This is a genomic window from Brevundimonas sp. LPMIX5, from assembly GCF_003576505.1.
Lineage (GTDB): Bacteria > Pseudomonadota > Alphaproteobacteria > Caulobacterales > Caulobacteraceae > Brevundimonas > Brevundimonas naejangsanensis.
Genome location: NZ_QWTZ01000006.1, coordinates 206,745 through 224,500, shown reverse-complemented (window position 1 = coordinate 224,500; position 17,756 = coordinate 206,745). Strand labels below are relative to the sequence as shown.

Sequence of the window (17,756 nt, the reverse complement as noted above, 5' to 3'; positions counted from 1 at the left end):
AGCGCACGAGAGCCAAAGGCGATCGTTCTTGCGCGAAAGGGTGAGGGGCTTGTCCTGTCAGTCGGCGTGAGCCGCCGCGCTGGCGGCCTCGCAGCCGACTTCACGCGCGAACCCTCACCCTTTCGCCTTCGCCAATCGCTCCGCTCTTGGAGGCTCAAGCCCTCTCCCATCGGGAGAGGGATTACCGGCCTCGCCTCAGCCCGGCGCCTTTTCGGCGATGGCCATCAGATCGTCATGCAGCGACTTGCCCTTGTCGTCGATGACATCGGCGATGCGCCACATCGGGCCTTCCTTCAGCAGTTTAAGCGTCTGGCGGTGGTCCTGGCCGTGGTTGGCGAAAACGACTTCGGCGGTCGCGGCCTGAGGGCTTTCGGGCGTCATGTTCACGGACCTCAGGGCGAAGGCCTCGGCGTCCTGGCAGGCGCAGATGGGGTCGTAGTTCAGGCGAGGCGCGCTCTTTTTGCGCTTGGCTTCGCGGTCGTCGACGCCGATCAGGGCGTTCATGGTGCGCGAATAGAGCGGGTCTCGGCCGGGGGTGATTGTCGCCTCGGCCGGGTCGGGCGTGTCCTTCGCCTCGGCTGCGCGGGCATAGAGGGCGCGCACGAAGGCCTCGGCGTCCTTTTCGCCCGCCGCATAGACGGCGGCGCGGCCGGTCAGGACGGGCGCGGCCGACTCCCCAGCCGCAGGGGCGCTCTTCTGTTCCGAGCAGGCGGCCGCCGTCAGGGCCAGCACCGCCGCCGTCGCCAAGGCTTGAACACGCATCTCATCCGTCTCCCCATCTGTGCGTCTGGACTATGGCGCAGGGGGCGCGGGGTCTGCTAGAGCCTTCCCATCATGACCGTTCGCGTGATCCGTCCGATTTCGATTAGCCGCCCGGCGTAGCGCTGCAGGGCTGACAGCCCCGCGCACGTCGGGATTTCTCGAAACATTCCGCCGAGACGTCGCCGCCTTGAGGCATCAGGGCATGGGCCGTTTGGCGGCTTCACGCTAGACTGACGCCTGACGCCGCTTCCGAAGCGGCCGCGCGCGCAAAGACGAAAAGACATTTCATGGCTGACGCCGACACCCAGACCCCTTCCGGCCGCGACTATCGCGACACCGTCTTCCTGCCCGAGACGCCGTTCCCGATGCGCGGCGGCCTGCCCAAGAAGGAGCCGGAAATCCTGGCCCAGTGGGGCGATCTGTACGGTCATCTGCGCAGCCTCCGTCAGTCGCAGAACGCGCCCCTCTATGTGCTGCATGACGGTCCGCCTTACGCCAACGGCGACATCCATATCGGCCACGCCCTGAACAAGACGCTGAAGGACTTCGTGGTCCGCTCGCGCTTCCTGCTGGGCTATGACGTCGACTACGTGCCTGGCTGGGACTGCCACGGCCTGCCGATCGAGTGGAAGATCGAGGAGCAGTTCCGCGCCAAGGGCCGCCGCAAGGATGAGGTCTCCAAGGAGGAGTTCCGCACCGCCTGCCGCGAATACGCCGGCAAATACATCGACCTGCAGCGCGACCAGTTCCTGCGCCTGGGCATCACCGGCGACTTCGCCAACCGCTACGCCACCATGGACTTCACCTCCGAGGCGGCCATCGTCGCGGAGTTCCACAAGTTCAAGAACTCGGGCCAGCTGTATCGTGGCTCCAAGCCGGTGATGTGGTCGCCGGTCGAGCGCACTGCATTGGCCGACGCCGAGGTCGAGTATCACGACCACGTCTCGCCCACGATCTGGGTCAAGTTCCCGGTGGTCGGTGCGACCGACAGCCACCCGGACGACCTGCTGGCCTTCCGCACGGCCACGCCGTCGATCGTGATCTGGACCACGACGCCGTGGACCATCCCGGCCAACCGGGCGATCAGCTACGGCCCCGAAATCAACTACGGCCTGTACGAGGTCACGGCCCTGGAGGAAGGGCTGGACTATGAGCCGTGGGCCAAGCCGGGCGACCGCTTCATCCTCGCCGACAAGCTGGCTGAAGAGGTGTTCAAGGCCGCGAAGATCGCCGCCTGGACGCGCGTTTACGACATCGATCCGTCGGGTCTGGAATGCGCCCACCCGCTGGCCGCGCTGGACAGCGGCTATGGCTTCTCCGTGCCGCTGCTGGCGGGCGACCACGTCACCGACGACGCCGGGACCGGCTTCGTCCACACGGCGCCGGGCCACGGCGCGGACGACTTCGCCGTCTGGCTGGCCCACGGTCATCGCGAGGTGCCGGACACGGTCGATCCCGACGGCGCTTACTACGACCACGTGCCTCTGTTTGCAGGCCTCAAGGTGCTGGAGACAGAGGGCAAGAAGACCGGCAAGTTCGGTCCCGCCAACGGCGCGGTGATGGAGAAGCTGATCGAGGCCGGCAACCTGCTGGCGCGCGGCCGGATGGAGCATTCCTATCCGCATTCGTGGCGCTCCAAGGCGCCCATCATCTTCCGCAACACCCCGCAGTGGTTCATCCGCATGGATGAGGAGCTGGAAGACGGCGCGACCCTGCGCGATCGTGCGCTGAACGCCATCGACGCCACCGCCTTCCACCCGGCGGCGGGCAAGAACCGCATCCGCTCCATGGTCGAGGGCCGCCCCGACTGGCTGATCAGCCGTCAGCGCGCCTGGGGCACGCCGCTGGCCATGTTCGTGGACAGGCAGACCGGTCAGCCCCTGCACGATCCCGAGGTCGACGCCCGCATCGTCAAGGCCGTGGCCGAGGGCGGCGCCGACGTCTGGTTCTCGGCCCCCGACGCCGACTTCCTGGGCGCGCATGATCCCGAGCGGTTCGAGAAGGTCACGGACATCCTCGACGTCTGGTTCGACTCGGGCTCGACCCACGCCTTCACGCTGGACCCGCGCACGGCCGAGAGCGGCTATAGCGGCGACCGCCCGTCGCACTGGCCCGCAGACCTCTATCTGGAAGGTTCGGACCAGCACCGCGGCTGGTTCCAGTCGTCGCTGCTGGAAGGCTGCGGCACGCGCGGACGCGCCCCATTCAACGCGGTCCTGACCCACGGCTTCACCCTGGACGAGAACGGGGAGAAGATGTCGAAGTCGCGGGGCAACACCACAGACCCCCTGACCATCATCAAGGAATCCGGCGCCGACATCCTGCGCCTGTGGGTGGCTCTGGTCGACTATTCGGACGACCAGCGCATCGGCAAGCAGATCCTGCAGACCACGGTCGACGCCTATCGCAAGCTGCGCAACACCGTCCGCTATCTGCTGGGCGCGCTGAACGGCTTCGACGAGGCCGAGCGCCTGACCGATTACGACCAGTTCCCGCCGCTGGAGAAGTTCATCCTGCATCGCCTGTGGGAGCTGGACGCTCAGGTGCGTCAGGCCTACGCCGAATACCGCTTCCAGGACGTGGTGCGGCCGGTGCTGGAGTTCTGTTCGGGCGACCTGTCGGCGCTGTATTTCGACGTGCGCAAGGACAGCCTCTATTGCGACCGTCCCGACAGCATCAAGCGTCGTGCGGTCCGCACGGTGATGGACGAGGTCTTCAGCCGCCTGACCGCCTGGCTGGCCCCGCTGACGCCCTTCACGATGGACGAGGCGTGGACCACGCGCTTCCCCGACGCCGGCACCAACTGCGCGCGGGTGATCCCCGAAACGCCCGTGGAGTGGGAAAACGCGGCCGAGGCCGAGCGCTGGGCGCGAGTCGTTGAGATTCGCGAAGTCGTTACAGGTGCCCTTGAAGTCGCACGTCGAGAAAAGACGATTGGTTCTAGCCTCGATGCCAAAGTGACTTTGTTCCTCGACGATACTGCTGATAAAATCGGCTTCGATCCTGCTTCTTATTTCGATGGTCTTGAGCTCGACGAATTGTTCATTACGAGCCAAGCGGAATTGAAGAAGGGCATCGGACCTAGCGATGCATTCAAACTAGCAGACATAAATGTCTACTATGCACGAGTAGTGATTGATCCGCTTCTAGATGCGCCCAAGTGCGCCCGCTCCTGGCGCCGCGTGCCGGACGTCGGCTCCGACGCCGACTACCCCGACCTGTCGGCCCGCGACGCTGACGCCGTGCGGTGGCTGGACGCGCGCAAGGCGTAAAAGAGATCAGGCCCTTTCGTTTCGACGGAGGGGCTTTTTCTTCCTTCTCCCCTTGTGGGAGAAGGTGGCAGGCGGAGCCTGACGGATGAGGGGTGTGAGCACAGCGGCCTGAACGGATGTCGCGGCGCCCGAATTGCCAGAACTTCAAACGCCGCGCCAACACCCCTCATCCGAGCACCTTCGGCGCCCACCTTCTCCCACAAGGGGAGAAGGAAGCGGCTTAGAGCCGTACCCTCTGCTCAGCCGATTTCAGCGTCGAGCGGACGAAGTCGGTGGGCGGGTCGGTCTCGGCCAGGACGGCTTCCTTGATGGCGCGCGGCTCGCCGAACAGGTGGCCCTGGCCCATGGCGATATCCAACTCGAGGATGTCGACGACCTGTTTCTCGCTCTCGACCTTTTCGGCGATCAGTTCGAGGCCGTGGCGGCGGGTCAGCGGGGCGAAGTCCCCGGCGCGGATATCGGGCTGGCTGGGCAGTGGGGCGGCGCCGTCCAGGTCCAGCAGTTGTTCGATCAGCAGGTCGGCCACCACCTTGATGAAGCGCACGTCCGAGCGTTGCAGGTCGGCGAAGTCCAGGTCCAGCGTCTGCACCTTGTCGATGGAGAAGCGGAAGCCCAGATCGGCCAGCTTGGCCATGTTGCGCGCTTCGACGGCGCCGCGCGCGTCGAACGTCGCCTGACCCAGTTCGAAGATCAGGGCGTCCTTCAGGTCGCGGTTCTGGCTCAGGAAGTCGAGGAACTGCGGGAAGAAGGTCTCGTCGCCCAGCGAGGCGAGCGAGATGTTGCAGAAGACCCCGACCTTGCGGTCCTGACTGGCCAGACGGCGCACGATCTGGGCGCAGCGGAACAGCAGCAGGTTGTCGATGGCGGGCAGCAGGCCCTCGCCCTCGGCCACCGACAGGTATTCGGCGGGCATCATCACCCGGTTCGAGGGGTCGCGCAGGCGGGTGAAGCTTTCATAGAAGACCGTCCGCCGCTGGGGCAGGGTCACGACGGGCTGCAGATACAGGTCGACGCGGTTCTCGCTCAGGGCGTCGTGGACGGTCTTCAGCAGGGTGTTCGACTGGACCTGACGGCGGCCTTCGAAGGTGTCGGCGGTCAAGGTGGAGGCGGCCAGCCGTTCCTCGATGGATTCGCTCATCTGCTGGACCAGACCTTCCAGCATCCGCACCTCGCCCGTCAGGGCGTCGGTGCGCGACAGGGCGCCGGTCTCGATAGCCTGGGCCAATTCGGTCAGGGCGCCTTGCGTCGACTCCATCGCGTCGGCCAGCAGGCGGTGGGCCTCGCGCACCTTGCCGATTTCCAGACGCAGGGCGCGGCGGTCGGCCATGCCGGTGACGATGGCGTGGGCGCCGGCCATGATCCCCAGCGCGCCCAGCACTCCGGCTGCGCCTGCGCCCGCTCCAAGACCGGCGCGCCAGATCATCGCCCCGATGGTCAGGGCGAGGAACAGGTAGCCGAAGAACAGGAAGCCGCCGGTGATCTTTCGCATGAGGCCGGTCAGAACCGCCTTTCCCTATAGAATCGATCAAGTATCACGTTAACGAAGGCTAACGGCTAGGGTCCGCGCGGATAAACGGGCGGTAAAAGGAGGTTAACGCATGGAATTGTTCGATCTGAGCGGCAAGGTCGCCATCATCACCGGCTCTTCCAAGGGCATCGGCAAGGCCATCGCCGAGCGTCTGGCCGAGCACGGCGCCCGCGTCGTCATCTCCTCGCGCAAGGCCGGGCCGTGCGAAGAGGTCGCCGTCGCCATCAATGACAAGCATGGCGAGGGCCGCGCCATCGCCATTCCCGCCAACATCGCCTCCAAGGAAGACCTGCAGCGGCTGGTGGACGACACGCGCGCCGCCTTTGGCCGGATCGACATCCTGGTCTGCAATGCGGCGACCAATCCCTACGCCGGGCCGATGGCGGGCATCGCCGACGAACAGTTCGAAAAGATCCTTCAGAACAACGTCATCTCCAACCACTGGCTGATCCAGATGGTCGCGCCGGAGATGCTGGAGCGGAAGGACGGGGCGATCCTGATCATCTCGTCCATCGGCGGCCTGCGCGGCAACGGCCTGATCGGCGCCTACAACATCTCCAAGGCCGCCGATATGCAACTGGCGCGCAATCTGGCGGTCGAATACGGGCCGTCGAACGTGCGGGTGAACTGTATCGCACCGGGCCTGGTTCAGACCGATTTCGCCCGCTACCTGTGGGAGAATCCGGAGCTGCTGAAGACCGTCACCGATCCTGCGCCGCTGAAAAGGATCGGCCAGCCGGATGAAATTGCCGGCACGGCGGTCTATCTGTGCAGCCCTGCGTCGGCCTATGTGACCGGCCAGACCCTGGTGGTGGACGGCGGACTGACGATTGCCTGGTGATCAAACGCGCTCAAGCAGCCCGAAGGGCGGTAGCGCATATAGAGACGATCAAACGCGCTCAAGCAGCCCGAAGGGCGGTAGCGCATATAGAGACGATCAAACGCGCTCAAGCAGCCCGAAGGGCGGTAGCGCACATAAAGAGGTCCCGTTTCTTCAGGACCTGAACTGGCGGCTGGAGGCGGCGGCGTTTCAGGGGCTGTTCGGCTTTCTGCGCCTGCTGGGCGTCGAGCGGGCTTCGGGCTTCGGCGGCAAGCTGCTGCGGACGCTGGGGCCGCTGACTGGCACGCACAAGACGGTGATGCGCAATCTGAGGATCGCCTTTCCCGACATGGACGAAGGCGAGCGCAACCGTCTGGCCGTGGATCAGTGGGAGCAGACGGGCCGCACCTTCGCCGAACTGGCGGTGATGGATCGGCTGACGCCGGAAAGCGGCCGCATCGAGCTGGTGGGTATGGAGCGGCTGCACGCCATCCGCGACTCTGGCCGCCCGGTCGTGCTGATCTCGGGCCATCTGGCGAATTTCGAGGTCATGGCGGCGGTCATCATGGCGGCGGGCGTGCCGTGTCAGGTGACCTATCGCGCGGCCAACAACCCCTATGTCGACGCCCTGATCCGCCAGAGCCGCGAGCGTTACGGCATCAAGCTGTTCGCGCCCAAGGGCGACGGCACGCGCGAGCTGATGGCGGGGATGAAGCGCGGCGAATCCATCGCCCTGCTGGTCGATCAGAAATACAGCCAGGGGCCGGAGGTCGAGTTCTTCGGCCAGCCGGTCAACGCCTCGCCGGGCGCGGCGCGCATGGCGCTGAAGTTCGGCACGGTGATGCAGCCCCTGTCGGTGGTGCGTCTGCCGGGCGTGCGCTTCCGCGTCACGGCGCATGAGCCGATCGCCGTGCCCGACACGGGCGACAAGGCCGCCGATGTGCGGGCGGGCGTGCAGGCGGCCAACCGTTTCGTCGAGGATCGGGTGCGCGAGCATCCGGTCGACTGGTTCTGGGTGCACAAACGCTGGCCGCCTCAGGTCTATGAGGCGCTGCGAGAGGCTGAGGCCTAAATCGCTGTGTCGTCGGCGCGACGGAACGGACCGGCGTAGCTCTCGGTTCGCGTGCGGCGACGGTCCGGGCCGAAATAGCTGGCCGAACGCACGAAGGGGCGGGGACGCAGAATCACCGCCTCGATCCGTGTCAGCAGGGTCTGGGCCTTGACCGGCTTGGCGACGAATTCGGTGACGCCCGCGTCGCGCGCCTCGGTTACGCGGCTTTTCTCGGAATGGCCCGTCATCATGATGACGGGCAGATAGGGATTGGCGCTGTCAGCCTCGTTGCGGACAGCGCGGGTGAAGGCCACCCCGTCCAGCGGCTTCATGCGGAAGTCGACGATGGCGATGTCGACGGCTTCCTGACGCAGCAACTCCAGCGCCGCCGCACCGTCCTCCGCCTCGGTCAGGCGGCCGACGCCGACGGATTTCAACATGGCCGCGACGATGGCGCGCATATTGGGATTGTCGTCGACCAGCAGGACGTGGATCGAACTCAGGGCGGACATCGGAACACCGGCGAACGGAGATGCCGGGGATCATCCGGCGGACAGGGAGGGAGAAGAAAAGTCGCTGCTCAACCCGGCGGCTGGGCGGCGAGATATTCGCGCGGCCCGGCATAGGCCTCCTGTCGCTCTACCGACCAGTAGCGCAGGGCCGTCAGGGGAATGGCGACGCCGCTGACGGCGCAACGCACAAAGGCGCCGGCGGACAGAACTGCGAACTCGCCGTCGCCATAGTGCAGGCTGGCCGTCTGGCCCGAGTCTTGAGGAATCTGCGTGCTCATGGGGCCATCATAGCGCGGACCGGGTGCGGCACGAGAGCCGAATCGCGGTCATCTGGCCGTGCGCCTCCGTTATCTGCCGGATATTTCATGTCTCGATCGCCCGCCGCCGTTCTCGCCGTCGCCGTTTCGGCCGCCGTTCTGGCCGCCGCCTCCGGCGTGAACGCTCAGGATGGGGCGGAGGCGCGCCCGACGATCCGCGACCTCGGCCGGGCGCCGGGCATACTGTCGCCGGGACGGTTGAACGCCATCACTGATGTGGCGGGCGTAAAAGTGGGGCAGGTGACGCTGCATTCGGGCGACAGCATCCGCACTGGCGTCACCGCCATCGTGCCGCACGGCGGCTCCCTGTTCCGCGACAAGGTTCCGGCCGGGCTGTCGGTCGCCAACGGCTTCGGCAAGCTGGCGGGCGCGACCCAGATCATGGAACTGGGCGAGATCGAGACGCCCATCATCCTGACCAACACCCTGTCCGTGGCGCGAGGGATCGACGGCGTTCTGGACTGGACGCTTAAACAGCCGGGGCATGAGGATGTCCGCTCGGTCAACGCCGTGGTGGGCGAGACGAACGACGGCGGGCTGAACGATATCCGCGCGCGCGTCGTCACGGCCGCCGACGTGGTGCGGGCCATCGAGACGGCGACGACAGGCCCGGTCGAACAGGGCGCGGTCGGCGCCGGGACGGGCACCATCGCCTTTGGTTTCAAGGGCGGCATCGGGACCAGTTCGCGCAAGCTGCCTGACAGTCTGGGCGGCTTCACCGTGGGGGTGCTGGTGCAGTCGAACTATGGCGGCGCATTGAGCATCGACGGGGCGCCGGTCGGGGTGCGGTTGGGCCGCTACTACCTGCGCGAAGAGGTGGAGAATGAGCGCGCCGACGGCTCCATCATGATCGTGGTGGCGACTGATGCGCCGCTGTCGCACCGCAATCTGGAGCGGCTGGCGAACCGCGCCTTCGCCGGTCTGGCGCGGACGGGGGCGGCCTTCTCGAACGGGTCAGGAGACTATGCAATCGCGTTTTCGACGGCGGATGGCGTGCGACGGACATCGGAACGCCGGTTGGGGCAGGCGATGGTCGCGGACTGGCCCAACGACCGGATGTCGCCCCTGTTCGTCGCGGTCGCCGAGGCGACGGAGGAGGCCATCCTCAACTCGCTGTTGAAGGCGCAGACGACGACCTCGGTCATTGATGGCAAGACGGTGACGGTTGAGGCGTTGGACATTGAGGCGGTGAAGGCGGTGCTGGGCGAGGATGGCGGCGCGGCCCCTTTAAACCCGCTCATCCCGGCGGACGCCGGGACCCAGTGAGAGCGACGCGCTCGGTTCTCTGGAGACTGGCGCCGAGTTTTCAAGCGCTGAGGTTGAAGCCAAAGCACTGGGTCCCGGCGTCCGCCGGGATGGGCGGAGTTATTAGAAGTTAGAACAGGTCGCCCTGTCCGGCAGGAGGGGCCTTCGGGCGCGGTGCGGACTTGGGCGTGGGGCGCGGCATCCCACCCTCGCTGTCGATCGTCGCGCCCTTGGCGCCGTCGCCGAAGACGATCTGCACCGTCTGACCCGGCGACAGGGCGGCGGCAGAGGCGATCATGGCGCCCTGGGCGTCCTCGATGCGGGCGAAGCCGGGTTTGGGCGTCTTGGGGTTCAGCGTCGTCAGGGCGCGGGACAGGGAGGCGAGGCGGTCCTCGGCGCGCTCCAGCCGACGCGGCATGACCCCGTCCAGACGTACGCTCAGCGCCTCCAGCCGCGCCTGTCTCTGATCAAGGCGGCGGTGCAGGGGCGCGGGGCTGAGGCGGCCCGCCGTTTGCAGCAGGCGGCGCTCGTTGCGGGCGACCCCGGCCTGAAGCGCGGAGCCCAGACGGTCGGCTGCGCCGCGCAGGCGGTCCTGTCCGCGCTCAACGCGCGCGCGCAGCAGGCCAGGCGTCAGTCGACCGGCCGCGACCGCCAACTGTCGCTCATGCACGGCGACGTTGCGGTGCAGGCCCGAGCCGAGGCGGCTGGCGGCGTGGTCCAGCCGTTGCTGCGGCAGGGCCAGCAGGTCTTCGGGCCGGGCGGGCAGGCCGCGCGCGGCGGCGCGCAGGCGGGTGCGGCGGTCCTCCAGCATCCGCGCCCCGGCGCGCGACAGACGGCCCTCCAGATCGCTGAGCGCCCAGCGCAGATCGGCCAGCACCGGCGTGGCGATTTCGGCCGCCCCGGTCGGAGTCGGCGCCCGGCGGTCGGAGACGAAGTCGATCAGGGTGGTGTCGGTCTCGTGCCCGACGGCCGAGATTATGGGGATGCGGGCGGCTGCGACCGTGCGCGCCAGACCCTCGTCGTTGAAGCACCACAGGTCCTCGACCGAGCCGCCGCCGCGCGCGACGATCAGCAGGTCCGGGCGGGGGATCGGCCCGTCCGGCGTCATCTGGTCGAAGCCGCGGATGGCGTTCGACACCTGGCCGCAGGCGGCGTCGCCCTGAACCACAACGGGCCAGACGATGACGCGGCAGGGCCAGCGCTCGGCGATGCGGTGCAGGATGTCGCGGATGACGGCGCCGGTGGGGCTGGTGATGACGCCGATGGTCGCCGGGAAAGCGGGCAGAGCTTGCTTCTTCGCCGGGTCGAACAGGCCCTCGTCGCGCAAGCGGACCTTCAGCCGCTCCAGCTGGGCCAGCAGGGCGCCCGCGCCCGCCGCCTCCATGCTCTCGATCACGATCTGATAGGAAGAGCGCGCCGGATAGGAGGTGATCTTGCCGGTGACGATGACCTCCAGCCCCGTCTCGGGCTGGACGCCCAGACCGCGCACCACGCCCTTCCAGATCACGCCGTCGATGGCCGATTTGTCGTCCTTCAGCGTCAGGTAGACGTGGCCCGAGGCGTGGCGGTTCACCTTGGAGATTTCGCCGCGCAGCCGCACATGGCCGAAGCGTTCCTCCAGCGTGCGTTTCAGGGCGAAGCTCAGTTCCGATATCGACAGCGGCGGATTGTTGTCGCGGGCGGGCTGCGGGGCCGCGCCCTCGAAAGCGTAGTCGTCGTCGGAGGTCATGGCGCCATCCTAGACGCCGCCGTCGCGCCCGCAAAGGCGTGTGCGGCAAGCGTGGCGGAACGGGCACCTCTCCGCGCGCGTTCGCGCATCATGGTGCAGTCCCCAGACCCGCTGCCGGAAGACGCTACGGACGACGCCCTGCCGCCCGATCAGGCGCGTGAGCGCGACCTGGCGCGCCGCAGCCATAATCCGGCGCTCAGCCCGTGGCTGATTCTGGGCGTGATTCTTTTGGCCGGCGCCGGCGTCTATGTGGTCTCGGCTCTGATCTAGGACAGGAGGACGTGATGATGAGGATATTGCTCGCCGCCGCCTCGGCCGCGGCTTTGATGGCGGCCTGCTCAGAGGCGCCGCCCAAGCCGGCAAAGACGCCGGAAGCTTCGCCCGACGCGGCCTCGGCGCCGAGGATGACGCATACGCCTGCTCCTGCGGCGGGCGCGACGGCGCTGGGTCTGACCGTCAAGCAACTGGAGGACGCCGATCTCATCACCCCGGCGGGGATTGATCTGGGCGACGTCCAGAAGGTCGATGTGGACGCCTCGGGCGCCATCACCGGGCTGATCATCGAGCCGGCAGGCGAGGGCGGGCCGCGCTGGGTGCGTATTTCGCTGGATGGCCTTACGCCCCGCAAGGAAGGCGACGACTATGACCTGGTGTCGGACATGACGCTGGAGCAGTTGAAAGCCATGCCCGCCTGGATGCCCTGATTTGCATGATCTTGCGTCCGCTAACCCTTTCCGGCGCTTGACCGGGACGGCGCGTGCGGCCATTCCGCCCGGATGAACATTCTGCTCGTCGGATCGGGAGGGCGCGAACACGCCCTGGCCTGGAAGATCGCCCAGTCGCCGCTGGTCACGCGGCTTGTCGTCGCGCCCGGCAATCCCGGCATGGCTTCGCTGGGCGAGATGCGGCCCGATCTGAAGGCGACGGACGCGGAAGGCCTGGCGGCCCTGGCGCGCGAGATGAAGGCCGATCTGGTCGTCGTCGGGCCTGAATCGGCCCTCGCCGAGGGCTTGGCCGACCGTCTGCACGCGGCGGGCATCCCCTGCTTCGGCCCGACGCAGGCGGCGGCGCAACTGGAAACCTCCAAGGCCTTTTCCAAGGCCTTTCTGCAGCGCCACGGCATTCCGACGGCGGGCTATGGCGTTTATGAGGACGTCGCCTCGGCCAAGGTGGCGCTGGATCGGTATTCGGCCCCCTATGTCATCAAGGCCGACGGCCTTGCTGCGGGCAAGGGCGTGGCCATCAGCCCCGATCGCGCCGACGCCGAGGCCGAGATCGCACGAATGCTGGGCGGCCGGTTCGGCGCGGCCGGGGCGCGCGTGGTGATCGAAGAGTTCATGGACGGGGAAGAGGGCTCCCTCTTCGTCCTGTCGGATGGGACGCGGTCGGTGTTGTTCGGCGGCGCGCAAGACCACAAGCGCGCCTTCGACGGCGACATGGGCCCCAACACCGGCGGCATGGGCGCCTATTCGCCCGCGCCCGTCTTCACGGCGGCCTTCACCGACGCGGCCAATGAGCGGGTGGTCGTTCCCACCATCCAGAAGATGGCTGAGGAAGGCGTTCCCTATCGCGGCGTCCTCTATGTCGGCCTGATGGCGACGACGGAAGGCCCCAAGGTGGTCGAGTTCAACGCCCGCTTCGGCGACCCCGAATGTCAGGTGCTGATGATGCGGCTGGACGGCGATGTTGTGCCGCTGCTGCTGGCCTGCGCGCGCGGCGACCTGACCCAGGCGCCGGCGCCGGTCTTCAAGCCCGGCGTGGTCATCTGCGTGGTGCTGGCGGCCAAAGGCTATCCCGACAGCCCGCTGGAAGGCTCGGTCATTCGCGGCGCGGATCAGGACTTCGGACCGCACGTCCAGGTCTTCCACGCGGGGACCAGGCTGCGTGACGACGGCGTCCTGGCTGCGGCGGGCGGTCGCGTGCTGAACGTCTGCGCCTATGGCGACGACGTGGCCCAGGCGCGTGAGCGCGCCTATGAGGCGATTGCGAAGATCGACTGGCCAGGCGGCTTCCACCGCACCGACATCGGCTGGCGGGCGCTGGAGCCGCGCTGACGCGGCCCGGGCGGCTTCAGGTCATCGCGAACAACAGCCGCCCTTCGCCCATGCGTTCGCGCAAGGGGACCAGGTCGGCGTGGGACACCGAGAAGCAGCCGTAGGACCGGCCCAGCTTGCCCTGGCGCGCCAAAAAGGCCGGGTCGGCGTAGTCGGCGCCGTGGATGATGATGGCCCGCTCGCGCGCCAGATTGTTGGAATACTCCAGCCCGTCCAGCAGGACGTTCGGCCCTTGCTGGCTGCCCCAGCTGGCGCCCGCCGTGGCGTAGGCGCCGATCGAGGACATATGGCTGTCCGGGCGATTCGAGAACTGCTGCGCATAGCCTGAATGCGCCGGGTCCGATCCGCGGCCGTGGCTGGTGCGATAGGCCGTGACCCAGCCGCCTTCCAGATCGACTTCGTACAGGCGGTCCTCGCCCGAGAACTTTTGGAAATCGACCAGATACATCCGGTCGCGCTTCGAGATCTTATGACCGTGCACGTCCATAGCGGCTCGGGCGCGCTCGATCAGGTCCGGACGCACAATGCCGTGGGGGTCGATTGTCGTCCCGGCGTCCGCCATCTGCACATGGGCTGCGCGCGCGCGCTCAGGCACGATCGGCAGCGTTGGAGCGACGGCTCCGGCGAGCTGAAGTTGAGAGGTGGAGGCGGCGGAGGAGCACCCCGCCAACAGGGCCGAACCGCCCAAAATCAAGCCACGTCTGGAAAGCCGCATGCGACGCCCCTCGCACGGTTAAACAACTGTATCGGCTTGTTTCATGAACCGTCGTTAGAACGCAACCTTGGCCTTGGCGGGAAGATTGGAATGGTTATGTTGCGCGCTTCAGTAACGGGAGGGATACATGAAAAAGCTTGCCCTGATTGTGACCGCAGCTGTTTTGGCTGCCACCGGCGCCGAGGCGCGCCAAGCCCCGGCGGCAGCGCCGGTTTCGGCTGAACAGGCGACGAAGTTCGTCCAAGTGGGGCGGCTTTTGGCCGATCCGGCCAGCGGTCGCGTGCTGCGCGATAAAACTCTCGTGATCAGAGGGAACCAGGTCGTCGAAATCCGCGACGGCTTCGTCGGCGAGGGGAACGTCGTCGATCTGCGCTCGGCCTTCGTGCTGCCCGGCCTGATCGACAGCCACGTCCATCTGGGCAGCGAGCAGAGCCCGAACAGCCGTCTGGACCGGCTGACCATGTCGAACGCCGACCAGGCGATGGTCGGGGCGCGTCACGCCCGTCGCACCCTGAATGCAGGCTTCACCACGGTGGCGGACCTGGGCGGCGCCAATGAGTCGATCTTCGCCCTGCGTGACGCGGTGCGGCGCGGCGACGTGGTCGGACCGCGCATCATCGCCGCTGGTTCGTCCGTCTCGGTCCACGGCGGCCATGGCGACGCCAACGGCTATCGCGAAGACATCCTGCACGTCCTGTCGAACGAGAGCGTCTGCTCGGGGGCCGAAGACTGCCGCCGCGCGGTGCGGACCCAGGTTCGCGCGGGCGCCGACATCATCAAGATCACGGCCACGGGCGGAGTTTTGTCGAACACCGCCGCCGGTCTGAACCAGCAGTTCACCCAGGATGAACTGGCCTCCATCGTCGAGGTTGCGCACCGCATGGGCCGTCAGGTCACCGCCCACGCTCACGGCGTCGACGGCATCAACGCCTTCCTGAAGGCGGGCGGCGATTCCATCGAGCACGGCACCTATCTGGATGATGAGTCCATGCGCCTGTTCAAGGCCAACGGCGCCTGGCTGGTGCCGACCCTGCTGGCGGGCGACTTCGTCGCGCGCGTGGCCTCGGGCCCTGAAAACTTTTTCACTCCGGCCCAGACGGCCAAGGCTCTTGAAGCCGGTCCCAAGATGCTGGACATGGCCGCCCGCGCCCATCGCGGCGGGGTCAAGATCGCCTTCGGCACTGACTCGGGCGTCTCGGCCCACGGCGACAACGCCCAGGAGTTCGCCCTGCTGGTGCGCGCCGGTTTGACGCCGCTGGAGGCCATTCAGTCGGCCACGATCGGCGCCGCTGAGCACCTGAAGATCTCGGCCGAAGCGGGCCGTATCGCGCCGGGCATGCCTGCCGATCTGATCGCTGTCGCCGGCGACCCGCTGAACGATGTGACCGAGCTTGAGCGCGTCCGCTTCGTCATGAAGGGCGGCCAGGTCTTCCGTCAGGACTGAGGCTTCAGCCGATCCAGCAGGAAGGCGGCGAAAGCCGCCTCATCCTCGAAACGAGCGACGACGGGCCAGGGTGAAACCCTGGCCCTTCTTTCTGGGCTGAGCCGGACCCAGTCCTTTTCCGTCGTCACCAGACCGGCGCCGTAGACCGACGCCCGATCATTCAGAAAGGCGAAGTCGCGATCCGACAGTTCGGCGTGGTCGGGGAAGGGGACGAAGTCCTTCAGATCGCATCCGGCGGCGATCAGCGACCGCTCCACCTTCCACGGCTTGGCGATGCCCGCGAAGCCGACCTGCGGCCCCGGCGGCGGCGGGCCTTCGGGCGCCAGTCGGGCGATGAAGACGGGCAGGCTGTCGAAAACCTCGATCAATTCAGGATCGACCTCGGCCATGTCGGTGGGCAGCAGCACCACCACGCCGTCGGCGCGCGCTAGCCCGGCCTTCAGGGGTTCGCGCATCGGGCCGGACGGAAAGACCGAGCCGTCGCCGAACGGCCATTCGTCGCCGCGTGTCTCGCCATCCACTACGATCAGGCTGATCGCCTTCCTCAACGAGGGATTCTGATGGGCGTCGTCCAGTGCCAGGACGGCGACGCCATCGGCCGCTGCGGCGCGGGCGCCTTCGGCGCGGTCGCGGGCGATCCAGGCGGGGGATCCTTGCGCCAGCATCAGCGGCTCGTCACCCACGTCGGCGGCCCTGTGGACGGCTGGATCGACACGAACCGGGCCTTCGAGCTTGCCGCCGTAGCCGCGCGACAGGGCGGCGGCCTCGATCCCTTGAGCGCGCAGCAGGCGTAGCGTCTCACGCGCGATCGGCGTCTTGCCCGAGCCGCCGACGGTCAGATTGCCGATGGAGACGACCGCCGCGCCCGGATCGACCGGCGTGGCGCGGGCGATCCTGCGCGCCGTCACGTCCGCCCACAGCCATGAAGCGGGCTTCAGCAGCATCCGCGTCACCGGGGCGTGGCGACGGTCGCGGCTGTACCACCAGCGGGGCGTGTTCAGTTTCACGGGCGTCTCCGCGACGGGGCGGCGGGCAGGTGGGTCTGAAGCGCCAGCCACAGGCGGTCCAGACCGGCGGCGGCGACCTCTGCCGATCGCCGCGCGCGCTCGCCCATGTCGCGGGCGGCGTCCGGGTCCGCCAGCATGGGGCCGACGACCGAGGGCAGTTCGGCGGGCGACAGGACGGAGACGAGGCCGCCCGCCTGCTTCAGCATCCTTGTCACGGCCTGCCAGTTGCTGGCGTCGGGGCCGGTGACGATGGGCTTGGCCAGCCGCGCTGGCTCCAGCGGATTGTGGCCGCCGACCGCGCCGCCGCCCAGCGCGGGGGCGAAGGAGCCGCCCATCACCACCACATCAGCCAGCCGCAGGAACAGCCCCAGTTCGCCCAGGGTGTCGGCCAGATAGATGTCGGTCTGGTCGCAGATCGGCTGGCCCTGACTGCGCCGGGCGAAGCCGTAGCCGTCGTGGGTCAGGGCCTCGGCGATGGCGTCGGCGCGTTCGGGGTGGCGCGGCACGACGATCAGGAACAGGCGGTCGGCCAGATGATCCAGCGCGCCGACGATGGCCATTTCCTCATGCTCATGGGTGCTGGCGGCGACGACGACGGGGCGGTCGTCGATCAGGGCCGACAGGCGGGCGAACTCGCCCTTGTCATAGGGCAGCGGTTCGCTGGACAGCTTCAGGTTCACCTGACCGTCGACGCGGGCGCCCAGCGCGCTCAGCCGGTCGGCGCTGTCCTGATCCTGCGGCCAGACGTGGGAAAAGCCGTTCATCAGGGCGCGGGCCATGCCGGGGGCCTTCTTCCAGCCCTGCGCCGTCTTGTCGGTGATGCGGGCGCTGACGAGGGCCAGAGGCACGCCGCGCTTCTGGGCCGTGGTCAGAAGGTTGGGCCACAGCTCGCTCTCGACGAAGACGCCGACGTTGGGCCGCCAGTGGTCGAGGAATGCCGAGACCGCCGAGGGGGCGTCCACCGGGGCGAACTGGTGGATGACGCCGCGCGGCAGGCGGCTGGCCAGCACCTGAGCCGAGGTCAGGGTGCCGGTGGTGACCAGCACGGTCACATCGGGCCGATCCTTGCGGATTCGCTCGGCCAGCGGAAGGATGGACAGGGCCTCGCCGACGCTGACGCCATGAATCCAGACCAGAGGCCCGTCGGGACGCGCCATGCCGGGCAGGCCCAGCCGTTCGTCGACGCGGGCGGGGTCTTCCTTGCCTTTCTTGACGCGGGCGTCCAGCAGGCGCGGGGCCAGCGGCTCCAGCAGACGGGTCAGCAGCCGATAGGCGATCAGGGCGGGGCTGAAGGCCACGG

General features: G+C 67.7%; 16 protein-coding genes. 8 read left to right on the top strand and 8 right to left on the bottom strand.

Going from position 1 to position 17,756, the window contains the following annotated elements; translation table 11 throughout:
• Nucleotides 1-195: 195 nt before the first annotated feature.
• Complete coding sequence (locus tag D1604_RS08825) at nt 196-762, bottom strand: DUF3828 domain-containing protein (protein WP_119412986.1); 567 nt, start codon at nt 760-762, stop codon at nt 196-198.
• 287 nt (nt 763-1,049) lie between these two features.
• Here D1604_RS08825 and ileS point away from each other — a divergent pair, with 287 nt between their 5' ends.
• Nucleotides 1,050-4,034, top strand: a complete 2,985-nt coding sequence (gene ileS, locus D1604_RS08820; protein ID WP_119412985.1) for an isoleucine--tRNA ligase — start codon at nt 1,050-1,052, stop codon at nt 4,032-4,034.
• 220 nt (nt 4,035-4,254) lie between these two features.
• Here ileS and tipF read toward each other — a convergent pair whose 3' ends face one another.
• Nucleotides 4,255-5,523: a flagella assembly cyclic-di-GMP phosphodiesterase TipF gene (tipF, locus tag D1604_RS08815; RefSeq protein ID WP_119412984.1), complete on the bottom strand. Its 1,269-nt coding sequence runs from the start codon at nt 5,521-5,523 to the stop codon at nt 4,255-4,257.
• A 109-nt stretch (nt 5,524-5,632) separates the two neighbouring features.
• On the opposite strand from tipF, the gene D1604_RS08810 reads away from it, so the two are divergent.
• The gene (locus D1604_RS08810; protein WP_119412983.1) at nt 5,633-6,403 is read left to right on the top strand and encodes an SDR family NAD(P)-dependent oxidoreductase; all 771 of its coding nucleotides are present in this window, start codon (nt 5,633-5,635) and stop codon (nt 6,401-6,403) included.
• A gap of 160 nt (nt 6,404-6,563) precedes the next feature.
• The gene (locus D1604_RS08805) at nt 6,564-7,454 is read left to right on the top strand and encodes a lysophospholipid acyltransferase family protein (protein ID WP_119412997.1); all 891 of its coding nucleotides are present in this window, start codon (nt 6,564-6,566) and stop codon (nt 7,452-7,454) included.
• Here the strand turns inward: D1604_RS08805 and D1604_RS08800 are convergent.
• Together D1604_RS08800 and D1604_RS08795 are read right to left on the bottom strand one after the other, a co-directional pair.
• A complete protein-coding gene (locus tag D1604_RS08800) occupies nt 7,451-7,945 on the bottom strand; it encodes a response regulator (protein ID WP_119412982.1) in 495 nt (164 codons plus the stop codon). The genes D1604_RS08805 and D1604_RS08800 overlap by 4 nt on opposite strands.
• 68 nt (nt 7,946-8,013) lie before the next feature.
• Nucleotides 8,014-8,223 carry a DUF2093 domain-containing protein gene (locus D1604_RS08795; protein WP_119412981.1) on the bottom strand — a complete coding sequence of 70 codons (210 nt, stop codon included), beginning with the start codon at nt 8,221-8,223 and terminating at the stop codon, nt 8,014-8,016.
• Nucleotides 8,224-8,310: 87 nt separating this feature from the next.
• Here D1604_RS08795 and D1604_RS08790 point away from each other — a divergent pair, with 87 nt between their 5' ends.
• Nucleotides 8,311-9,528, top strand: coding sequence for a DmpA family aminopeptidase (locus tag D1604_RS08790; RefSeq protein WP_119412980.1), 1,218 nt, complete (start codon nt 8,311-8,313; stop codon nt 9,526-9,528).
• A gap of 109 nt (nt 9,529-9,637) precedes the next feature.
• Here D1604_RS08790 and xseA read toward each other — a convergent pair whose 3' ends face one another.
• Nucleotides 9,638-11,236 carry an exodeoxyribonuclease VII large subunit gene (gene xseA, locus D1604_RS08785; protein ID WP_119412979.1) on the bottom strand — a complete coding sequence of 533 codons (1,599 nt, stop codon included), beginning with the start codon at nt 11,234-11,236 and terminating at the stop codon, nt 9,638-9,640.
• Between the two features lie 90 nt (nt 11,237-11,326).
• On the opposite strand from xseA, the gene D1604_RS08780 reads away from it, so the two are divergent.
• The 3 genes from D1604_RS08780 to purD all read left to right on the top strand — a co-directional run bounded on the left by D1604_RS08780 (nt 11,327) and on the right by purD (nt 13,290).
• Nucleotides 11,327-11,506, top strand: coding sequence for a hypothetical protein (locus D1604_RS08780; protein ID WP_029673213.1), 180 nt, complete (start codon nt 11,327-11,329; stop codon nt 11,504-11,506).
• Between the two features lie 14 nt (nt 11,507-11,520).
• Nucleotides 11,521-11,940 carry a PRC-barrel domain containing protein gene (locus tag D1604_RS08775; RefSeq protein ID WP_147399901.1) on the top strand — a complete coding sequence of 140 codons (420 nt, stop codon included), beginning with the start codon at nt 11,521-11,523 and terminating at the stop codon, nt 11,938-11,940.
• A gap of 72 nt (nt 11,941-12,012) precedes the next feature.
• Nucleotides 12,013-13,290, top strand: coding sequence for a phosphoribosylamine--glycine ligase (gene purD, locus D1604_RS08770; RefSeq protein ID WP_119412977.1), 1,278 nt, complete (start codon nt 12,013-12,015; stop codon nt 13,288-13,290).
• A gap of 16 nt (nt 13,291-13,306) precedes the next feature.
• Here purD and D1604_RS08765 read toward each other — a convergent pair whose 3' ends face one another.
• The gene (locus D1604_RS08765) at nt 13,307-13,885 is read right to left on the bottom strand and encodes a murein L,D-transpeptidase catalytic domain-containing protein (RefSeq protein ID WP_233551988.1); all 579 of its coding nucleotides are present in this window, start codon (nt 13,883-13,885) and stop codon (nt 13,307-13,309) included.
• Nucleotides 13,886-14,132: 247 nt separating this feature from the next.
• Here D1604_RS08765 and D1604_RS08760 point away from each other — a divergent pair, with 247 nt between their 5' ends.
• Nucleotides 14,133-15,449, top strand: a complete 1,317-nt coding sequence (locus D1604_RS08760) for a metal-dependent hydrolase family protein (RefSeq protein ID WP_119412975.1) — start codon at nt 14,133-14,135, stop codon at nt 15,447-15,449.
• Here D1604_RS08760 and lpxK read toward each other — a convergent pair.
• A complete protein-coding gene (gene lpxK, locus D1604_RS08755) occupies nt 15,440-16,456 on the bottom strand; it encodes a tetraacyldisaccharide 4'-kinase (RefSeq protein ID WP_119412974.1) in 1,017 nt (338 codons plus the stop codon). The two genes, D1604_RS08760 and lpxK, sit on opposite strands and share 10 nt — an antisense overlap.
• Nucleotides 16,453-17,754 carry a 3-deoxy-D-manno-octulosonic acid transferase gene (locus D1604_RS08750; protein ID WP_119412973.1) on the bottom strand — a complete coding sequence of 434 codons (1,302 nt, stop codon included), beginning with the start codon at nt 17,752-17,754 and terminating at the stop codon, nt 16,453-16,455. The genes lpxK and D1604_RS08750 overlap by 4 nt, the downstream gene beginning before the upstream one ends.
• Nucleotides 17,755-17,756 lie beyond the last annotated feature (2 nt).

Coding starts and splice junctions, on each gene's coding strand:
- D1604_RS08795 (WP_119412981.1), bottom strand. CDS start 8,223: ATGAGCACGCAGATTCCTCAAGACTCGGGCCAGACGGCCAGCCTGCAC.
- tipF (WP_119412984.1), bottom strand. CDS start 5,523: ATGCGAAAGATCACCGGCGGCTTCCTGTTCTTCGGCTACCTGTTCCTC.
- purD (WP_119412977.1), top strand. CDS start 12,013: ATGAACATTCTGCTCGTCGGATCGGGAGGGCGCGAACACGCCCTGGCC.
- ileS (WP_119412985.1), top strand. CDS start 1,050: ATGGCTGACGCCGACACCCAGACCCCTTCCGGCCGCGACTATCGCGAC.
- D1604_RS08775 (WP_147399901.1), top strand. CDS start 11,521: ATGATGAGGATATTGCTCGCCGCCGCCTCGGCCGCGGCTTTGATGGCG.
- D1604_RS08760 (WP_119412975.1), top strand. CDS start 14,133: ATGAAAAAGCTTGCCCTGATTGTGACCGCAGCTGTTTTGGCTGCCACC.
- D1604_RS08810 (WP_119412983.1), top strand. CDS start 5,633: ATGGAATTGTTCGATCTGAGCGGCAAGGTCGCCATCATCACCGGCTCT.
- D1604_RS08800 (WP_119412982.1), bottom strand. CDS start 7,945: ATGTCCGCCCTGAGTTCGATCCACGTCCTGCTGGTCGACGACAATCCC.
- xseA (WP_119412979.1), bottom strand. CDS start 11,236: ATGACCTCCGACGACGACTACGCTTTCGAGGGCGCGGCCCCGCAGCCC.
- D1604_RS08790 (WP_119412980.1), top strand. CDS start 8,311: ATGTCTCGATCGCCCGCCGCCGTTCTCGCCGTCGCCGTTTCGGCCGCC.
- D1604_RS08780 (WP_029673213.1), top strand. CDS start 11,327: ATGGTGCAGTCCCCAGACCCGCTGCCGGAAGACGCTACGGACGACGCC.
- D1604_RS08825 (WP_119412986.1), bottom strand. CDS start 762: ATGCGTGTTCAAGCCTTGGCGACGGCGGCGGTGCTGGCCCTGACGGCG.